Source organism: Cryobacterium sp. TMT2-10 (genome assembly GCF_004403075.1).
In the GTDB taxonomy this organism is placed as follows: Bacteria; Actinomycetota; Actinomycetes; order Actinomycetales; family Microbacteriaceae; genus Cryobacterium; species Cryobacterium shii.
The window spans coordinates 65,768-79,772 of record NZ_SOGW01000106.1; the positions used below are offsets into that span (position 1 = coordinate 65,768).

Annotated in this window: 13 protein-coding genes; 10 read left to right on the forward strand and 3 right to left on the reverse strand. The window is 71.5% G+C overall.

The features are described 5' to 3' along the window. Positions 1 to 11 precede the first annotated feature (11 nt). Together E3T37_RS13140 and E3T37_RS13145 are read left to right on the forward strand one after the other, a co-directional pair. Positions 12 to 950 (forward strand): N-acetylglucosamine kinase, encoded by a 939-nt coding sequence (locus E3T37_RS13140; protein ID WP_134367487.1) that lies wholly within the window; start codon positions 12 to 14, stop codon positions 948 to 950. A gap of 9 nt (positions 951 to 959) precedes the next feature. After that, positions 960 to 1,553 (forward strand): NUDIX domain-containing protein, encoded by a 594-nt coding sequence (locus E3T37_RS13145; protein ID WP_134367489.1) that lies wholly within the window; start codon positions 960 to 962, stop codon positions 1,551 to 1,553. A gap of 115 nt (positions 1,554 to 1,668) precedes the next feature. On the opposite strand, the gene E3T37_RS13150 is transcribed toward E3T37_RS13145, so the two are convergent. The 3 genes from E3T37_RS13150 to E3T37_RS13160 form a co-directional block, all read right to left on the reverse strand. Beyond that, positions 1,669 to 2,046, reverse strand: a complete 378-nt coding sequence (locus E3T37_RS13150) for a VOC family protein (protein ID WP_134367491.1) — start codon at positions 2,044 to 2,046, stop codon at positions 1,669 to 1,671. A 465-nt stretch (positions 2,047 to 2,511) separates the two neighbouring features. After that, complete coding sequence (sufU, locus tag E3T37_RS13155; protein WP_134367493.1) at positions 2,512 to 3,030, reverse strand: Fe-S cluster assembly sulfur transfer protein SufU; 519 nt, start codon at positions 3,028 to 3,030, stop codon at positions 2,512 to 2,514. After that, complete coding sequence (locus E3T37_RS13160) at positions 3,027 to 4,343, reverse strand: aminotransferase class V-fold PLP-dependent enzyme (RefSeq protein ID WP_134367495.1); 1,317 nt, start codon at positions 4,341 to 4,343, stop codon at positions 3,027 to 3,029. Before E3T37_RS13160 ends, sufU begins: the two co-directional genes overlap by 4 nt. Positions 4,344 to 4,505: 162 nt before the next feature. Between E3T37_RS13160 and E3T37_RS13165 the strand changes: the two genes are divergently transcribed. The 8 genes from E3T37_RS13165 (at position 4,506) to E3T37_RS17160 (ending at position 13,800) form a co-directional block, all read left to right on the forward strand. Continuing rightward, positions 4,506 to 5,141, forward strand: coding sequence for a molybdenum cofactor biosynthesis protein B (locus tag E3T37_RS13165; RefSeq protein ID WP_241981096.1), 636 nt, complete (start codon positions 4,506 to 4,508; stop codon positions 5,139 to 5,141). 294 nt (positions 5,142 to 5,435) lie between these two features. Beyond that, a complete protein-coding gene (locus E3T37_RS13170; RefSeq protein ID WP_241994577.1) occupies positions 5,436 to 6,404 on the forward strand; it encodes an FAD binding domain-containing protein in 969 nt (322 codons plus the stop codon). Continuing rightward, entirely contained in the window at positions 6,401 to 9,232 is a 2,832-nt protein-coding gene (locus E3T37_RS13175) for a molybdopterin cofactor-binding domain-containing protein (RefSeq protein ID WP_134367497.1), read from the forward strand. The genes E3T37_RS13170 and E3T37_RS13175 overlap by 4 nt, the downstream gene beginning before the upstream one ends. A 113-nt stretch (positions 9,233 to 9,345) precedes the next feature. Then, complete coding sequence (locus tag E3T37_RS13180; RefSeq protein ID WP_134367499.1) at positions 9,346 to 10,761, forward strand: amidohydrolase family protein; 1,416 nt, start codon at positions 9,346 to 9,348, stop codon at positions 10,759 to 10,761. 276 nt (positions 10,762 to 11,037) lie between these two features. After that, positions 11,038 to 11,721: an NTP transferase domain-containing protein gene (locus E3T37_RS13185; protein ID WP_134367501.1), complete on the forward strand. Its 684-nt coding sequence runs from the start codon at positions 11,038 to 11,040 to the stop codon at positions 11,719 to 11,721. A gap of 248 nt (positions 11,722 to 11,969) precedes the next feature. Then, positions 11,970 to 12,659 carry a YoaK family protein gene (locus E3T37_RS13190; protein WP_241975830.1) on the forward strand — a complete coding sequence of 230 codons (690 nt, stop codon included), beginning with the start codon at positions 11,970 to 11,972 and terminating at the stop codon, positions 12,657 to 12,659. Between the two features lie 92 nt (positions 12,660 to 12,751). After that, complete coding sequence (gene clpS / locus E3T37_RS13195) at positions 12,752 to 13,036, forward strand: ATP-dependent Clp protease adapter ClpS (protein WP_241975831.1); 285 nt, start codon at positions 12,752 to 12,754, stop codon at positions 13,034 to 13,036. After that, positions 13,036 to 13,800: a DUF2017 domain-containing protein gene (locus E3T37_RS17160; RefSeq protein WP_198416043.1), complete on the forward strand. Its 765-nt coding sequence runs from the start codon at positions 13,036 to 13,038 to the stop codon at positions 13,798 to 13,800. Before clpS ends, E3T37_RS17160 begins: the two co-directional genes overlap by 1 nt. Positions 13,801 to 14,005: the final 205 nt, after the last annotated feature.

Genomic DNA, 14,005 nt, shown 5'->3' on the forward strand with positions numbered 1-14,005 from the left:
GGAGCATGTTCATGTCCTCTGTCCAACCGCTCGCCTCCCACCTCGCGATCGATGCCGGCCAGACCGGCATCCGGGCCCGGCTGCGACGCGAGGACAGGCGCGGCGACCTCTATGACTTCGACGGCATCCGTACCGACTCTGCCCTGATCCCCCAGCTCGTCGCCGTGGTGGCCCAGGTCGCCCAGGCCTGCGGGGCGCCGATCCACACGGTGAGCGCCGGCATCTCCGGTTACACCAACTCCACCGACCAGGCCGTGCAGATGCAGGCCGCGACGGGCGCATTCGGGGTGCGGGAGGTGCAACTCGCCCACGATTCGGTGACCTCCTACCTCGGCGCCCTCGGCGACACCCTCGGGGCCGTGATCGCGGTCGGCACCGGCGTCGTCACCCTCGCCGTCGGCTCACACCGGGTGACCCGCATCGACGGCTGGGGCTACCTGCTCGGTGACGCGGGCAGCGGGTACTGGATCGGCCGCGCCGCCCTGGACGCGGTCATGCGCGACTACGACGGCCGCGGCGCCCGCACCGCCCTGACCGAACTCGTGCGCGGCGACTTCCCGAACCTCGAGACCGCCTACACCCAGCTGCAGGCCGACCCCGCCCGGGTGAGCCGCATCGCCGCCTACTCCCGCCACGTCACGGCCCTCGCCCCGACGGATGCCGTCGCCGCCGCAATCTGCGCCGCCGCCGCCGCCGAACTCGTGCTCTCCGTCTCGACCGGGCTGCGAATCGTGGGCGAAGGGCCCCTCGGGGCACCGGTCGTCTGCGGTCTCGGCGCCGTGTTGCAGGCGCCCGAGATCGCCGCCCCCTTCGAAGCGGGCCTGCGCGCGCTCTACCCGCACCTGGACCTGCGTAAGCCGGCCGGGAACGGCCTCGACGGTGCGGCACTCCTCGCCCGCCTGGGCACGGAGAGCGCGCTGCGCGACCGGGTGGCCTCCGCGCAGGGCTAGCCTTCCTCTATGAGTACTGCCATCCACTCGAACACCGCGCAGGCCTTCGAGACGTCCCTGGCCACCTGGCTGCCCGTCGACCCCGCCCAGGCGAGCCTCCGAGCCGAGTACCTGTCGTTCGTGCGCGCGGGAGGCGACGCCGCCCTGGACCGGGATGGCGGCGCCGAGCATGTCACTGCCAGTTGCTTCGTCTTCAACCCGCACCTCAGCCACCTGCTGCTCTGCTTCCACAAGAAGGGCCGGTTCTGGGTGCAACTGGGCGGCCATGTCGAGCCGGCCGACGCATCCGTGGCCGCCGCGGCCCTCCGCGAGGCCCGGGAGGAGGGCGGCATCACCGGCCTCCGCCCGGCGGGCCCGGCGGGCCCGCCGCCGGGCGACGTGCACCGGCACGCGCTGAGTTCACGATTCGGCCGCTGCACCACGCACTGGGACGTCGGCTATGTGGCCATTGCGCCCACGGATGCCACGCCCGTGGTCAGCCCGGAAAGCGAAGACGTGCGGTGGTGGCCGACGGATGCGCTGCCCGAGCAGGTCCCCGAGGGTTTCGCCGAGCGCGTGGCCGTGGTGCTTCGCGAGCTGGCGCACCAGCCAGACGGGCTGTAGGCCGCATCGGCTGGTAGCGGAACAGACCGGTGAGGGGCCCGGACGCTGCCGGGCCCTTCACCTCGTGCAGGGCGTCCTGCCTGCGGCGGTCTCTGCGAGCACTGAGCGATCCCGGCTAGAGCATCTGGAAGATGCAGATGAAATTGCCTTCGGTGTCCCTGAACCAGGCCGACTTCATCTCGTCCGTCGCGGCGACACCGTTGACGGTCTTCAGTCCCGGGACGTCGTAGTCCTCGAACACGACGCCGCGTTCGCGGAGCCGGCTCATTTCGGCATCGAGATCGTCGGTGGTCCAGCACATCTGGGTGTTCCGGGCGGTGCCGGCGTTGCTCGTCTCATAGATCTCGAACGTGCCTCCGGCCCCCGTGCGGTACACGAGGGTTCGGCTTTCCTCGTGGGCCTCGGCGGGGTCAAGTTCGAGAGCATCGTGATAGAACGCTTGAGCGCGTCTGAGATCGGCGGCCGGCAATACGGTGTGGAGTTCCTTCAGCATGTTCAACGCCTCCTTGGCGCATCTGGAGGTATTCGGCGGAAGCGCTCCTCAATCGAACTGGTCACGGATCCCGCGCCGGATCGGATGCCGACGGCGGCGTGCTTCCCTGGGTGAGAGTGCCGGCTGCAGTACAGCCGCTGGCGCGAATCGTGGCCGGTACTCTTCGTTCGCCGGGCTGTAATCCCGGCCAGGCGAGCGTTGGCTATCGCATTTCGACTACTCATAATACGCCGCCCGTCGGCGTCGATAAAGGGGTCCCGCACGAAATTGCGGGGCCGCCCACGTCAGCTGGTTGTTCACTCACCGCGCGGGCGGTGCGCCCGCCCCGACGCAGGTCCGGCGGCCCACCAATTCGACGGAGATTCTGCTCTAAAAACAGACATTCCGACCGTTGGAGCCTGATTTGGGCAGAATCTCCGTCGAATTCGTTCGGTCCACGCGCGTCAAGCCGCTGACGCACGGGTCCTACGGACCGAGCAGGGCCGCCTCGAACGCGACCCAGGCCAGCATGGCGCACTTGACCCTGGCCGGGTAGCGGGAGACTCCCCCGAAGGCGGCGGCGTCGCCGAGCACCTCTTCGTCGGGTTCGATGGTGCCGCGGGAACGCAGCATCTCCCGGAAGGTGTCGAGCAGGGCACGCGACTCCGCCACGGTGGTCCCGCGCACGCTGTCGCTGAGCACGGAGGCGGATGCCATCGAGATCGAGCATCCGTCGCCGCGCCAGACGAGCTCGTCGATCACCGCATCGCCACCCGCATCACCGTCGGCCCGATCCGGATCGGCGCGCACGCCCATGCGCACCGTCACCTCGTCGCCGCAGGTCGTGTTGACCTGGTGCGACTCGGTCAGGTGCAGCCCCCGGGCATCCGCTGCGGCCGCAGCCTCCGCCAGGGGAGGCAGCTCGTCCGGCGAGGCGCCGTGCCGGGACTTGGCGTGGTCGAGGATGATCTGCTGGTACAGCTGCTGCATGGCGCTGTTGGTCATGAGTGCACTCCGAAGAAAGGCGCAACCTCGCGCAGGGTCGCCAGGAACTGGTCCACCTCGTCGGTGGTGGTGTACAGGTAGGTGCTCGCGCGGGTCGACGCGGTCACGCCGAGACGGCGGTGCAGCGGCTGGGCGCAATGGTGCCCGATCCGCACGGCGATGCCCGCCTCGTCGAGGTACTGTCCCACGTCGTGGGCGTGCACGCCGGCCAGGTCGAAGCTGGCCAGCCCGATGCGCTCCACCCCGAGGGGAGGCCCCAGCAGGCGCACGCCGGGGATGTCGGTGAGCCCGGCGACGAGACGCTGGCCCAACTCGGCCTCCCTGGCCGCGATGCGCTCCATGCCCGTCTCGGTCAGGTAGTCCACGGCGGCGGCGAGGGCGATCGCCTGCGAGATGCGCTGGGTGCCGGCCTCGAACCGCTGCGGCGGTGCCAGGAACTCGGCGGTGTGCATGTCGACGGTGGTGATCATGGACCCGCCGGTGAGGAACGGCGGCATGTCGGCGAGCAGCTCGTACTTGCCGAAGAGCACGCCGATCCCGGTCGGGCCGAGCATTTTGTGGCCGGAGAAGACGGCGAAGTCCACGTCGAGCGCGGCCACGTCCACGGGCATGTGCGGCACCGATTGGCAGGCGTCGAGCAGCACGAGCGCGCCGACCGAGCGGGCCAGGGCGACGAGCTCGTCGACCGGGTTGACCGTGCCGACCACGTTCGAGGCGTGAGTGAACGCCAGCACCCGGGTGCGAGGCCCGACGACTCCGGCCGCGGCGGCCAGGTCCAGGGTGCCGTCGTCCAGAACCGGGATGAACCGCAGGGTCGCGCCGGTGCGAAGGGCAAGCTGCTGCCACGGGATGAGGTTGGCGTGGTGCTCCATCTCGGTGACGACGATCTCGTCGCCCGCCCCGAGCCGGAAGCGCCGGGCCGCCGGGCCGCCGAGGCCGAGCGACGCGTTCGAGAACGAGTAGGCCACGAGGTTCACGGCCTCGGTCGCGTTGGAGGTCCAGACGACCTCGTCGTCCCGGGCCCCGATGAAGGCGGCGACGGTCGTCCGGGCGGCCTCGAACGTCTCGGTCGCGCCGAACGCGAGAGTGTGCGCCCCGCGGTGCACGGCGGCGTTGCGCTGCTCGTAGAACTCCTGCTCGGCCTCCATCACGCTGACCGGGTTCTGCGAGGTGGCACCTGAGTCGAGGTAGTTGAGCGGATGCCCGTTCACCTGCTGGGCGAGGATCGGGAAATCGTTGCGAATGCGATCGACTTCCTCGTCCGTCAGCGGGCGAGCGTTCGCACGGGGGGACGGTGGAACGGAAGACGTCATCCTTCCAGCGTATTCCCTCCTCCCGGCAATGCCCACCGGCCCGACCGAGGAGCGAGGCAGCGGTCGTGGACGGGAGCGAGGCAGCGGTCGGTCGGGAGCGAGGCAGAGCGCGTAGACGGGGGTGAGGCTGCGGTCGGACGGGAGTGGGGCAGGATGGAGCACGTGAACGCAGCAGCGAGCAAGTCGACGGGCGAGGCGACGGGCAATGCGATGACGCCGGCCCCGTTGCCGCCTCCTGCCCGGCAGCGGTCCGAGCATCCGTCGCAGGCCCCGCCGCAGCATCAGTCGCAGCCCCCGACTCAGGGCCCCACGAAGCCTCGGACCGCGCGCTTCGCGCAGGTGATCGTGGCGTCGACCCGGGCGGCGGGCGGCGTCTACCCCGACCGCACCGGCCCCGTGATCGACGCCTGGCTCGGCGAGCGCGGCTGGACGCTGCGGGAGCGCCGCGTGGTTCCCGACGGCGACGCGGTCGGCGCAGCCCTGGCCGCGGCCGTGGATTCCGGCTGCGACCTGGTCGTCACCACCGGCGGAACGGGCGTCAGCCCCCACGACCACACGCCCGAGCAGACGCTGCCCTTCCTCGACCGGCAACTCCCCGGCCTGATGGAAGAGCTGCGTCGCCGCGGCTCGTCCTCGACTCCCCTGGCCGTGCTCTCCCGCGGCTACGCCGGGATCTGCCGGGGCCGCACCCTGATCATCAACCTGCCGGGATCCCCCGGCGGCGTGAAAGACGGCCTGGGCCTGCTCGAGGACGTGCTCGACCACATCCTGGACCAGCTGCACGGTCTGGACCACTAGCCCCCGAACGAATTCGACGGAGATTTTGCCCGAATCGGCGCCAAAACGTTGAAAACGGGCGTTTTAGATCAAAATCTCCGTCGAATTGGTTCACAGCGGGGAAGCAGGTTCACGGCGGCACGGGGTGGAGGCCCCGGGTGCAGACCCCCGGCCCTGGCCGTGAGGATGCCGCGAGCGAGCGCGTCGACTCGCGGGCGGGGGCCTCCGCGCGGATAATTTCAGGTATCCAGCGCGTGAGCCCGGCACCCGGCGCCGGGGAAGCACCGCCCGACACACTGCCCTGCAGGGGGAACGATGGACCTGAACACCGTACTGACGATCACCCCGGCGCGCAGCCGCGAAGATCTGCGCGCCCTGAGCCCCCGCGTGGCTCCCCTGGCCGGCGGATCCGATCTGTTCGCCGACCCGCAGGTGCACCTCACCGGGCTCGTCGACCTGCAGACGCTGCGCTGGCCGGCGCTCACGGTGACCGGCTCCGTGGCCGACGCGGCGGCCGACGCCGTGGCCGACGGGGTGGCCGACGGGGTGGCCGACGCGGTGGCCGACGGGGTGGCCGACGCGGTGACCGACGCGGTGACCGGCACCGACCCGGGTGACCCCGGCGGCGTGAGCGGCCTCGAGATCGCGGCAACGTGCACCCTCGCGGAGCTGTCCCGGCTGCCGGCCGTGCCCGGCTGGGCGGCGCATCCGTTGTTGTTCCAGTGCTGCACCGCCCTCTACGGCTCCTTCAAGATCTGGAATGTCGCCACCGTCGGCGGCAACCTCTGCGCCTCCCTGCCCGCCGGCCCGATGACCACCCTCGCGGCCGCCCTCGAGGCCGAGGTGCTGATCTGGCGCGCCGACGGCAGCGACGAACGGATGCCGGCCGCCGCCTTCGTGACCGGCAACACCACCAACGTGCTCGGCACCGGCGACGTGCTGCGGTCCATTCACGTTCCGGCCTCCTCGCTGGCGTCCCGCACCGTGTACCGCAAGATCGCCCTCTCCCCGCTCGGCCGCTCCGGCGCCGTGCTCGTGGGTCGCCTCGACCCGGCCGGCGGTTTCGTGCTCACCGTCACCGCCGGCACGGTGCGCCCGGTGCAGCTGCGCTACCCGTCACTGCCCGCGGCGAGCGCGCTCGCCCGCGATATCGCCGCCATCGACTACTGGTTCACGGATGCCCACGGCGCCGCCGACTGGCGACGCGCGGTGAGCGGGGTGCTGGGCGAGGAGATCCGCGCGGAACTCGAAGGCGCCGCACTCGAAAACGGAGAGCACCCATGAGGTTCCAGATCAACGGTGAACCGGTCGACGCCACTCCGGCGCCCGGCCAGTGCCTGCGCTCCTTCATCCGCGACCAGGAGCACTTCGAGGTCAAGAAGGGCTGCGATACCGGGGACTGCGGCGCCTGCTCCGTGCTGGTCGACGGCACCCCCGTGCACTCCTGCATCTACCCCGCGTTCCGCGCCGAGGGCGCCGACGTCACCACGGTCGCCGGGCTCGGCCGGCCCGGCGACCTCGCCCCGCTCCAGCAGCGCTTCGTGGACGCCGCCGGCTTCCAGTGCGGGTTCTGCACCGCGGGCATGATCGTGACCGCCTCCACCCTGACCGAACCAGACCTGGACGACCTCCCTCGCCTGCTCAAGGGCAACCTCTGCCGCTGCACCGGCTACCGCGCCATCGAGGACGCGATCCGTGGCACGCACACCCCCGCCGACGGCTCCGGCCGCACCGGTCTGGGCCCGGTGGTCCAGACCGGCCGTCGCCCCGGCACCGTCGGCACCTCCCTGGGCGCCCCGGCCGGCGAGCGCGTGGTGAGCGGGCGGGAACCGTACACGCTGGACGTCACGGTGCCCGGGCTGCTGCACCTCAGTGTGCTGCCGAGCACGCAGGCGCATGCGCGCATCCGTTCGATCCGGACCGACGCGGCGGCCGCCCTGCCCGGGGTGCACGCCGTGCTCACCCACGCCGACTCCCCCGCAACGCTCTACTCCACCGCCCGGCACGAGGACCGCCTCGACGACCCGGACGACACCCTCGTGCTCGACCCGATCGTGCGGTTCCGCGGCCAGCGGGTCGCGGCCGTCGTGGCGGACACGGTCGCCATCGCCGAAGCCGCCTGCCGGCTGATCGAGGTCGACTACGAGCCGCTCCCGGCCGTCTTCGACCCGGCCGAGGCGCTCCGGCCCGGCGCTGCCCTGGTGCACGGCGACAAGGATGCCGCGGCCAGCCGCCTCGCCGACCCGCAGCATAACCTGGTGGCCGAGCTGCACGGCGAGTACGGCGACATCGCGGCCGGCCTGGCCGGCGCCGCCCACACCGTGAGCGGCAGCTGGCAGACCCAGCGGGTGGCGCACACGCACCTGGAGACGCACGCCACCATCGGCTGGCTCGAGCCCGGACCCGACGGCGAGAACGAGGGCACCGGCGAGCGCCTGATCCTGCGCACCAGCTCCCAGGTGCCGTTCCTGGTGCACCGCGAGATCTGCCGCCTGTTCGACCTCGAACCCTCCCGCCTGCGCGTGTTCACCGCCCGGGTCGGCGGCGGCTTCGGCGGCAAGCAGGAGATCCTGACCGAGGACATCGTCACCCTCGCCGTGCTGAAGACCCGGCGCCCGGTGCAGTACGAGTTCAGCCGCTCCGACGAGTTCACCCTGTCCCCGGCCCGGCACCCCATGCGCATCGACGTCACCCTCGGCGCCGACGACACCGGCCGCCTCACCGCTCTCAAGCTGGGCGTGCTCGCCGACACCGGCGCCTACGGCAATCACGGCCCCGGCGTGATGTACCACGGCAGCTCCGAATCGGTCAGCCTCTACCGGGTGCCCAACAAGCGGGTGGATGCGCAGAGCGTCTACACGAACAACCTCCCGTCCGGCGCCTTCCGCGGTTACGGCCTCGGCCAGGTCATCTTCGGCGTCGAGTCCGCCCTGGACGAGCTCGCCCGCACCGTGGGGCTGAACCCGTTCGACCTGCGTCGGCTGAACTCGGTCGGCCCGGCCGACCCCCTCGTGGTGACGCATGTGGAGGGCGAGGACCTGATCTTCGGCAGCTACGGCCTCGACCAATGCCTCGACCTGGCCCAGGCGGCGCTGGCCCGCGGCAACGGCCAGGCCGTCCCCGCCGGCGCGGAGTGGAAGGTCGGCGAGGGCATGGCCACCGCCATGATCGCGACCACCCCGCCGCGTGGTCACTACGCGCAGGCATCCGTCACGCTCGGCGACACGTTCGGCGACACGTTCGGCGACGTGACGGCCGCCAACCCGGGCCGCTACACCGTGCGGGTGGGCACGGCCGAGTTCGGCAACGGCACGACCACCGTGCACGCGCAGCTCGCAGCCACCGCCCTGGGCACGACGCCTGACCGGATCGAGATCCTGCAGTCGGACACGGATGCCATCGGTTACGACACCGGCGCGTTCGGGTCGGCCGGGATCGTCATCGCAGGCAAGGCCGTGCTGGCCGCGGCGAACGACCTGGCCGCCCGGCTGCGGTCGGCCGCCAGCGAGCGACGCCCGCCGATCGCCTCCGCCGAGTGGACCCTGGAACCCGACGGGCTGCGCAGCGGGACGGCGTTCGTGCCGCTGGCCGAGCTGGCCGAGCACGCCGGAGCATCCGTTCTGCGCGGTACCGGCGCGGAAGATGGCGCCCGCCGCTCGGTGGCGTTCAACGTGCACGCCTTCCGGGTGGCCGTGAGCACCCTGACCGGCGAGGTTCGCATCCTGCAGTCCATCCAGGCCGCGGATGCCGGGGTCGTGATGAACCCGGAGCAGTGCCGCGGCCAGATCGAGGGTGGGGTCGCGCAGGCGATCGGCACCGCACTCTACGAGGAGGTCGTCCTCGACGGCGCGGGCACCGTCACCACCAGCGTGCTGCGCAACTACCACATCCCCCTGCTGGCCGACCTGCCGCTGACCGAGGTGTACTTCGCGGACACGTCGGACGTCCTCGGCCCGTTCGGCGCCAAGTCGATGAGCGAGTCGCCGTACAACCCGGTGGCGCCGGCACTGGCGAATGCGGTGCGCGACGCGATCGGCATCCGTCCCACCGAGCTGCCCATGTCCCGCGACCGGATCTGGCGGCTGCTGCACCCCGAGCGGGCTGCAGGCTGAGCCGGAGCCGTTTCTCCCGGCCGTCGCCCAATACACTGGGGGCGTCCCGCCCGCGGTCACCCGCGGCACCGCCACCGGCCATACCCGCAGCACCAGCCAGAACGGACCCCTCCGTGACACCCTCCAGCCGGGTCTACCGCGGCCACATCTTCCACGTCGCCGGCTCCCCCACGGTCGCCACCGCCCGCGAGAACCTGGTGTCCCTGCCGGACGGCGCCCTGGTCACGACCAAGACGGGCCGGATCGCCTGGGTGGGCAGCTTCGCCGACCTGCCCGCGGCCTTCGCGGGCCTGCCGGTGACCGACAATCGCGGCGGCTTCATCCTGCCCGGCTTCGTGGACACGCACCTGCACTTTCCGCAGACCTACTCCACGGATGCCTACGGCGGCGGCCAACTGCTGGAGTGGCTCGACAACTGCGTCTTCCCGGCGGAGGCCCGGCTCGGCGACCCCGCGTTCGGTGAGCGCATCGCCCGGGACTTCACCCGGCGCCGCATCGCCGCGGGCACGACCAGCGCCCTCGTCTTCGGCTCGGCCTTCCCCCACGCCCAGGACGCCCTGTTCGCCGAGTCGCAGCGGGCCGGCCTGCGCCTGGTCAGCGGCCGCGGCATCCAGACCGTGGGCTCGGAGCCCTCCCGGGCCCTGCTCACGGGCGAGACCGAGGCGCTCGACCTGGTCTCGGCCGAGATCGACCGCTGGCACGCCGTGGACACCGGCGACCCGGCGACCGCACTGCTGCAGGTGGCCGTGGTGCCCCGGTTCAGCCTGTCGGTTACGCCGACGACCCTGGCCGGCCTCGGCGATCTCTACGACGGGGTGCGCGGCCGCGGCGTCTACTTCCACAGCCACCTGAACGAGAACAACCGGCCCGGCACCGGCGAGATCGACGCCGTGAAGTCGGTCTACCAGGTCGACACGTACCTGGACACGTACGACGGCCGGTTCCTGCCGGGGTCCGCCCGGGGCGGGTCGAGCCTGCTGGGGCGGCGCAGCATCCTCGCCCACGCCGTGCACTGCGAGGACGAAGAGCTCGCCCGGCTGGCCGAGACCGGCACCTCGGTGGCGCACTGCCCGACCTCGCAGCAGTTCCTCGGCTCGGGCACCATGCCGTGGCTGCGCACCACGTCGTTCGGCGTGAACGTGGCCATCGGCTCGGACATCGGCGCCGGCGACGAGTGGCTGGTGTCGCGGGTGCTCAACGACTGCTTCAAGGTGCACCTGTCCGAGCCCGGTGACGCGGGCCTGTCGATCGACCCCGCCGCTCTGCTCTTCACGGGCACACTGGCCGGGGCGCGCGCGCTGGACATGGAGACCCGGTTCGGCAACTTCGACGTGGGCAAGGACGCCGACTTCCTGCTGATCGAGCCGGACCGCTGGGAGCCGCTCGCCAGCGTGCTGGAACGCGGCATCCGTGCCGATAACGAGGCGATGGCCACCGAACAGACCCTGTTCGCGCTGCTGCTGGCTCTCCGCCAGCCGGCGATCACCGGCGTCTACGTGCGCGGCCGCCGGGTGCTCGCCCCGGAATAGGCCCCGCCCCGGGCACCCTCACCGTCCCCGTCCCGTCCCCGTCCCGTCCCGTCCCGGTCCCGTCCCCGTCCCGTCCCGGCGGCGACCCAACGAATTCGACGGAGATTCTGCTTTAAAAAGACCCGTAGCATCCGTTTCGGCCCGAAATCGTCAAAATCTCCGTCGAATTCGTTAGGGGCTCGGGTACCTGAGGTGCGGAAGCCTGAGGCTCGGGTGTGCGAGGGGCCGGACGTGCCGACCGGGCTCCCCACCGGCCCGCGCCCTACGATGGCAGGCATGCCCCCCTCCTCCCCCACATCGATCGCCGGCCTCGTGCTGGCGGCCGGCGCCGGCTCGCGGTACGGCCTGCCGAAAGCCCTTGCGGGCGGCGGCGACGGCGTCCCCTGGCTGGTTCGCACGATCCGCACGCTCGCCGACGCCTGCTGCTCGCCCGTGATCGTCGTGCTCGGCGCCCGAGCCGACGACGCCAGGGCGCTCCTGGTCGAATTCGCCCTGACCGGGGCAACGGATGTCCCCGGCACCGCCACGAGGACCGGCGCCCCGACCCCGCCGGTCCTCGTGGTGCAGGCCGAAGACTGGGCGGAAGGACTCTCCGCGTCGCTCCGCGCGGGCCTCCGGGCCGCGACGTCGCTTGCGCCGGAGCCCGAAGCCGTGGCGATCGTGCCGGTCGACGTCCCGGGGCTCCGCTCGAGCACGGTGGCACGCCTCATCGCGCCGCTGCCCGGCACCAGGGCCGGCAAGACGGGATCGGAGGCATCCGTCGGTCCGGACACGCTCCGGCAGGCCGGTTTCCTCGGACGACCGGGGCATCCCGTGGTGATCGGGCGCGCGCATTGGCCCGAGCTGATCCGATCAAGTGGCGCCGACACCGGAGCCCGACCCTATCTGCAGGCCCACCACGCCCACCTGGTCGAGTGCTCCGACCTCGAGACCGGTCTCGACATTGACCGGAGAGACTGACCGGAAAGACCACCGGAGAGACTGACCGGAGAGAACACCGGCCGGACCGACCGCTCGTCAGCAGGCTGCTCGCCGCGCCGACCTCGCCCAGCCACGCGCCGCAGCTGCGCCGACCTGCGCCGACCTGCGCCGATGCGCCCGGCATCCGTGGAATCATGAGACCTAGATTCGGCCCCGGTCCCACCCCCGCAGCCACCCCGCAGCCAGCCCGCCGCCAGCCCGCAGTCGCGCTCTCCGATAGGACCCCCGTGCTTGAGAAACTCCGCCGCCACCCCGCGAATCTGCACCTGGGGCTGATGCTGGCCCTGACATTTTCCACGGGCGTGGCGGACGCGGTCGGATACCTCGGCCTGGACAAGGTCTTCACCGGCAACATGACCGGCAACGTCGTCATCCTCGGGATGGCCATCGCGGGCGCCCCGGGACTTCCCGTGGCCGGGCCCCTGCTGGCCCTGTTCACCTTCATGCTCGGCGCCGCCGTCGGCGGACGGGTGCTGCGCCCGGTCGCCATCGGCTGGTCCACCCACGCCACCGTCCTGTTCGGCGCGCAGGGCCTGATCATGCTGGTCCTGGCAATGGTGCTCTTCGCCGGCGGCGGCGTGCCGCCGCACCCGTTCGGCCTCCTGATCACTGGTTCTCTGGCCGCCGTGATGGGGCTGCAGGCATCCGTCGCCCGGCATATCGGGGTCAAGGATGTCACGACCGTGGTGGTCACGTCCACGATCACCGGGTTCGCGGCGGACTCGCGGCTCGGCGGCGGCAAAGGCCAGCCGTGGTTTCGGCGCCTGGCCGCGATCGTGCTGATCCTGCTCGGGGCGGGCGTCGGGGCGCTGCTGCTGACGTTCAACATCGCCTGGGGCGTCGCCCTGTCGGCGCTGATCACCCTCACCGTGACCGCCATCGGCCACGCCGCCGGACGGCCGCACCACGCGCCGTGACCTCAGCCCCGGAATCCGGTCGCCGAATCCGGTCGCCGCACCGGTCGCCGCACCGGGTGGAATTGCGCCCCACTCCGTGTGAGGCTTAAGGGGTGCCGAAAACAGATGAACGCGTCGATCTGCGAGAAGCCGTCGTCCTCGACCGCCCCTGGATCACCATCGTCTGGGACGACCCAGTGAACCTGATGAGCTATGTCTCCTACGTGTTCCGCAGCTACTTCGGCGTCTCCGCCGAGGAAGCCGAACGTCTGATGCTGCAGGTACACAACAACGGCCGGGCCGTGGTCGCGACCGGCAACCGGGAAGCGATGGAACGCCACGTGGAAGCGATGCACGGCTACGGGCTCTGGGCCACCCTCGCCAAGGACGAGACCTGATGGAATTCCTGCCCGCAGGAGGGGAAACCGGTCGGGACCGCTCGAACGGCCGGGCCGGCAAGGACAGCCAGGCCGGCAAGGGCGGCCATGCCGGTCAGGACGGCCAGGCCGGCAAGGGCGGCCATGCCGGTCAGGACGGCCAGGCCGGCAAGGGCGGCCATGCCGGTCAGGACGGCCAGGCCGGTCAGGCCGGTCAGGCCGGTCAGGCCGGCCGTGCCAGCCCCACCGGCGAGAGCGCCGGCAGCGTGACCGCGCAGTTCGAACCGGCCGAGGTCGGGCTGCTCCGCATGGCCGCAAGCCAGCTGATCGAGCTGCTGGAGGCCGCGGAGTCCCACGCGCTCGGGACATCGGTCGACCCTGCCCTGCGACGGCTGCTGCCGGATGCCTACACCGACGACCCGGAGGCCGCCGCGGAATTCCGCCGGTTCACGGCCGGCGACCTGCTCGAACGCAAGGTGCGGAATGCTCGCGTCGTGATCGCCACACTCGGAGAGGAGTTGGCGGACGAGATCGCCGACGACGCGCCCGAGACGCTCAACGACGACGACTTCGACGAGCCGGCGACGACGATCACCCTCGACCGGGACGACGTGCAGTCCTGGCTCCGCACGCTGACCGATCTGCGCCTGACCCTGGCCGAACGCCTGGAGATCTCGCCCGACGGGGTCGTTCACCTCGCCGAGGACGAGGCGCCCTTCCTGCACGGCATCTACGAGTGGCTCGGCATGGTGCAGGAGTCCCTGGTCTACGCCATCGACGTCTAGCTCCCGTGTGACTCCCGTCTGACTCCCGTGCCGAACCAATTCGACGGAGATACTGCTCTAAAAACCCGGATCCGGACTGTTTCAGCCCGATTCCGGCAAAAACTCCGTCGAATTCGTTAGGGGCGCGGGCGGGAGCACAGCCCGGCCAGCCCGGCCAGCCCGGCCAGCGCGGCCAGCCCGGCCAGCGCGGCCAGCGCGGCCAGCG

What these genes read in the sequence shown, in the direction of transcription:
- E3T37_RS13185 (WP_134367501.1), top strand. Translation starts at nt 11,038, where the DNA reads ATGCCCCCCTCCTCCCCCACATCGATCGCCGGCCTCGTGCTGGCGGCC.
- E3T37_RS13160 (WP_134367495.1), bottom strand. Translation starts at nt 4,343, where the DNA reads ATGACGTCTTCCGTTCCACCGTCCCCCCGTGCGAACGCTCGCCCGCTG.
- E3T37_RS17160 (WP_198416043.1), top strand. Translation starts at nt 13,036, where the DNA reads ATGGAATTCCTGCCCGCAGGAGGGGAAACCGGTCGGGACCGCTCGAAC.
- E3T37_RS13140 (WP_134367487.1), top strand. Translation starts at nt 12, where the DNA reads ATGTCCTCTGTCCAACCGCTCGCCTCCCACCTCGCGATCGATGCCGGC.
- sufU (WP_134367493.1), bottom strand. Translation starts at nt 3,030, where the DNA reads ATGACCAACAGCGCCATGCAGCAGCTGTACCAGCAGATCATCCTCGAC.
- E3T37_RS13150 (WP_134367491.1), bottom strand. Translation starts at nt 2,046, where the DNA reads ATGCTGAAGGAACTCCACACCGTATTGCCGGCCGCCGATCTCAGACGC.
- E3T37_RS13145 (WP_134367489.1), top strand. Translation starts at nt 960, where the DNA reads ATGAGTACTGCCATCCACTCGAACACCGCGCAGGCCTTCGAGACGTCC.
- E3T37_RS13170 (WP_241994577.1), top strand. Translation starts at nt 5,436, where the DNA reads ATGGACCTGAACACCGTACTGACGATCACCCCGGCGCGCAGCCGCGAA.
- E3T37_RS13175 (WP_134367497.1), top strand. Translation starts at nt 6,401, where the DNA reads ATGAGGTTCCAGATCAACGGTGAACCGGTCGACGCCACTCCGGCGCCC.